Origin of the sequence: Endozoicomonas sp. SESOKO2 (genome assembly GCF_024606245.1) — a bacterium.
In the GTDB taxonomy this organism is placed as follows: Bacteria; Pseudomonadota; Gammaproteobacteria; order Pseudomonadales; family Endozoicomonadaceae; genus Endozoicomonas_A.
This window is the reverse complement of the sequence record NZ_JAHHPQ010000597.1, coordinates 1-3,551: the sequence shown is the minus strand read 5'-3', so window position 1 is coordinate 3,551 and position 3,551 is coordinate 1. Positions and strand designations below refer to the sequence as shown.

The window sequence follows — 3,551 nt, the reverse complement described above, 5'->3', positions numbered from 1 at the left end:
TCGGAGATGACGATAGATTGAGTTTGGCCGTTACCTCAGAGCAGACCTTTGCAATCGGTTCATCCAGCTTTGCTCTTTTGGCCGGAATGCTATTATCAGACACGCCGTTATTACGAACGGGTTTGTTTATTTCTCCACCAATCTGACCATCCATGGTTGATCTCCCTACTGCAATCTGAAGGACTCAATTGAAACTGTTTAATAATATGACCTTAAAATCGTACGAAAGTTTCATTTGGAGAGTATTTCGTTGCCATTAATGGACATCACCAAACTATTATCATCTGTCCAATGCGTCACAAATCGAATTCAAATTCACGCTGTTAATAAACTCTTCGGCAATTTTTGTCAGCTCATTGGATTTCAGCAGCAGAGCATTACTGGCGTTTTGTGCTTCCCGTAAGTAGGCATCTTCAACCGTTTTTTGAAACCGGGAAGAGCTATCAATGAGCGTCATCATGCCATACAGCTCTTCTGGAGAAGATGGCTCATGAGCGCCGTAGTAGTCCCGCTTGAAAGTGTTAGAGCCGAGAGCAGCACTGGCCCAACAATACCTTAAGCCACCACCTTTCGAGTGTGTCATTTCATACAAGTAATGACTGAAGGCCTGCAGGATCCCTTGCTTGCATTTGTTTTTTAAATCGTTCAGAGTGCGCTTTTCGTACCATAGGTCCAAACTGGGCTTTGATTTGATCGTTTCGGATAACTTCTTCAATTCCGGGCTGTTTTCAAGTTTCCGTTGAAACAGGGCTTCGGCTTTTTCCTTAATCATTGTGCTGTCCCATAAAGGCTGACCCAGGATAATCACCGGACGGTGATTCGCCTTGCCTGAGGTTAACTGTGGAAACGCGGGCTGGCTTACCAGCATTCGTTCTACATTCGGAATCCCCCCGGGTTGGTCCGTCCAGGCATTCTTTATAGATCGATTGACAATCTGATCTTCAAGGAATGAAGAAGAACCCTCATGACAATGAGTGATGAAGATGGCATTCATTTTTTCCTTTTGGAAGCGCTCATAAATCAACTGCAATTGCTGGCTATTTTTTTCCCTGGACAACAATGTCGTGTACCACTTTTTCAGGCAATGGGTGGCGGCAACCTTGAGTTCATCGACGCCTTGCAGACGCACCAAAAGCTCATGATGTTGTTCGGCAGTGATAATAGAGGACCACGAGGACGGCAGTGGATCCAGCCAACCCAATAACAGAGCTTCACGGGCAAAGCGAATCACCGAAGGCCTGGCCAAGTTACTCTTCATCAGTATATCCACGTTTGAACGCAACCATTCGTAAGTGTCTACTCCGGCCTGTTCAATCATTTTTGAATGGAGTGACTTGAGTGGTTCAATGACCCGATCTTCATCACTGTCAGACAATATTTGTATGACTGCCTCCGACATCGGCCTATAGTCACGCTCAGCTCCTCTTACCGTACCGACCAAGTTCCGGTTGGGGCTTGTCAACGCTTTTGTCTTTTGCAACTCTAGTATTGAGACACCCAGGGAAAATCCGGCTAAATCTTTTTCCTGCCAAAGTTTCTCTACCATTGTGGTAATTGAGAAAATAGACCAATAGGTTTTTGGTAATATAATGCCTGTCTGAACCGTTTTCTTCAGTTCCTCAAGGCTTATGCCACAGACTTTAGCCAGAGCCTGCTGTTGCGCTAAATCAGCAATCTTCATGAGGTCCTTCAGGAGCTTTATCACGTGCTCCTCGATCTCGCCTGGCATAGGGCAGTCATCAATGACATTCCCGCTGGACTGTAATTCAGAGGTGATTTCTGTTAACTCCCCGGGCGCCCCGCCCAAATCTACTGATTCCCAGGTTTGACCTCCATCCGCAGAATACTCAGCAAAGCTGTGGACAATGCTATCCATTTGCCGGCAGGGGATCCCAAAATAACGACAAAAAGCGATAAAAACAGGCACACGATGACGACAGCTACCTTGTTGCCGTGTTACCAGGAAGCGAAAGAAATTTTGTTGGGCTTCTGGTTCAGCTTCACCGGAAAACTGTTTGCAATACTCCGTGATCGCGTTAATTCGTTGCCTGGTGTCTTTAGTGTTTTTTATCGTCCGCAAAAGCTCTTTCATCTTGTCGGATGGATGTCGGCCAATATTTGCAAATAGCTCTTTCAGTACGTTTTTCACACCCTCTGAACAATGGACGTCAAAAAGTATTGATCGTTCTGGCCGGGCTTTTTTAGCACTGGTTTTTTCGCCCGGTTTTCGGGGTTCTACGATAAAAGTGCATTGAATACTTTGGTCTGCTTTTGCCCCGGAAATTAACAGTGTGTGAAGCCCGGTATATCGATCCCTGATCAGTTTATATGGCAAATTGGGTTTTATCCGCAGGGCCACGACAGAGTCATGAGGCGTCAGGCTGGGCAATGGGTATCGACCATTCTTTGATGACATCTCAAGGGTTGCCAGCGTTTGATCTCTGGTTAATGCCATTTCCCGGAGATTCTCTGGTAACGGATCGGGGATGAGGGCTTCGACCCCCTGAAAGTGTCGATCATCGAGCTTGATCTGTTTGACAGCACCCTCAGGCGTCACATAAATATCCATTGCCCGCCAGCGATCCATTGCAGGGGAATGGTTCTGCTTGTCAAAAATTCTCTTAAATTCAACCTTTGGCGTGTCCTGATCCTCGTAGTTCGTTCTTTGGTCCAGTGCCGGTGCTTCTTCCCCCTGGATTTCTGGATTGTATGGTTCAGGAGCGTCATCACCGCTAATAGCTGATGCTTCGTTAATAAAATCCGCTATCAAATGGTTTGGCAGATCACTGATCTGATGCCAGAGCGCTGGACACAATTGAGCTTCATTGGCGTTCCACGCCTCTATCTGCTGATCAGCTTCCCGAAGATAAGGCTGGCAAGCCGGTGTTGCCAGCGTTTGTTTCTCTTCTTCCGTCAGAGAAAAGACGCTATTGGCATCTACGCCTGTCTGGCCGAATTTATGATCAAACCAGTTTTGCTGCCAGTGTCGGTAAAGTGCCCGGGTGAGGGTATCGTCCGACTGATCCGGTTTCAGGGAAAGACCGGATGCCTGCCACTTGGCCTGGGCCACCATTTTGATGATTTGCGTTTTGGCTTCCTCTCCACCCAGACCCGCCTTAATACGTATTTCATGGTGTTTTTCATTGATGCTGTTGAGATAACTTTGTCGTATCAACCAGGGACGGTTAATGCCCGATACTGTTTCGTTGAACCACTTGCAAAGTCCGGAATCAAGCTCACCCCTTCTCATGTTAAGAGCCATGGCAAGAGCAGATGATTCGGGCAACTCCTCCAGCGATATTTTGGCGGCCATCAGATAAAGGCGGTAGTGCTGATTGAGGCATTGATGAAGCCCTTCTTCGGTAAAATCACCCCCTTGGATGACGGCCCTGGCCACATTCTGTAAATCAAGACTGGTCGGCTGCAACGGCACTTTTTTCTGTTTCAGGTCAGCCCTCAGACAACAATGTTTTCTGGTCAGCTTTTCAGCCAGGATTTTCCCCTGCGGGTTATCTGGCAACACTTTCTCAGCAATGGTCTGCAATTCTGCC

The 3,551-nt window shown here is 47.2% G+C and carries 1 protein-coding gene; it reads right to left on the bottom strand.

Features of this window, described 5'->3' with window-relative positions; all coding sequences use genetic code 11:
* Positions 1-280: 280 nt before the first annotated feature.
* Positions 281-3,551 (bottom strand): transglutaminase-like domain-containing protein (locus KDK17_RS14415; protein ID WP_257288357.1); only part of this gene is annotated, 3,271 nt, incomplete at its 5' end.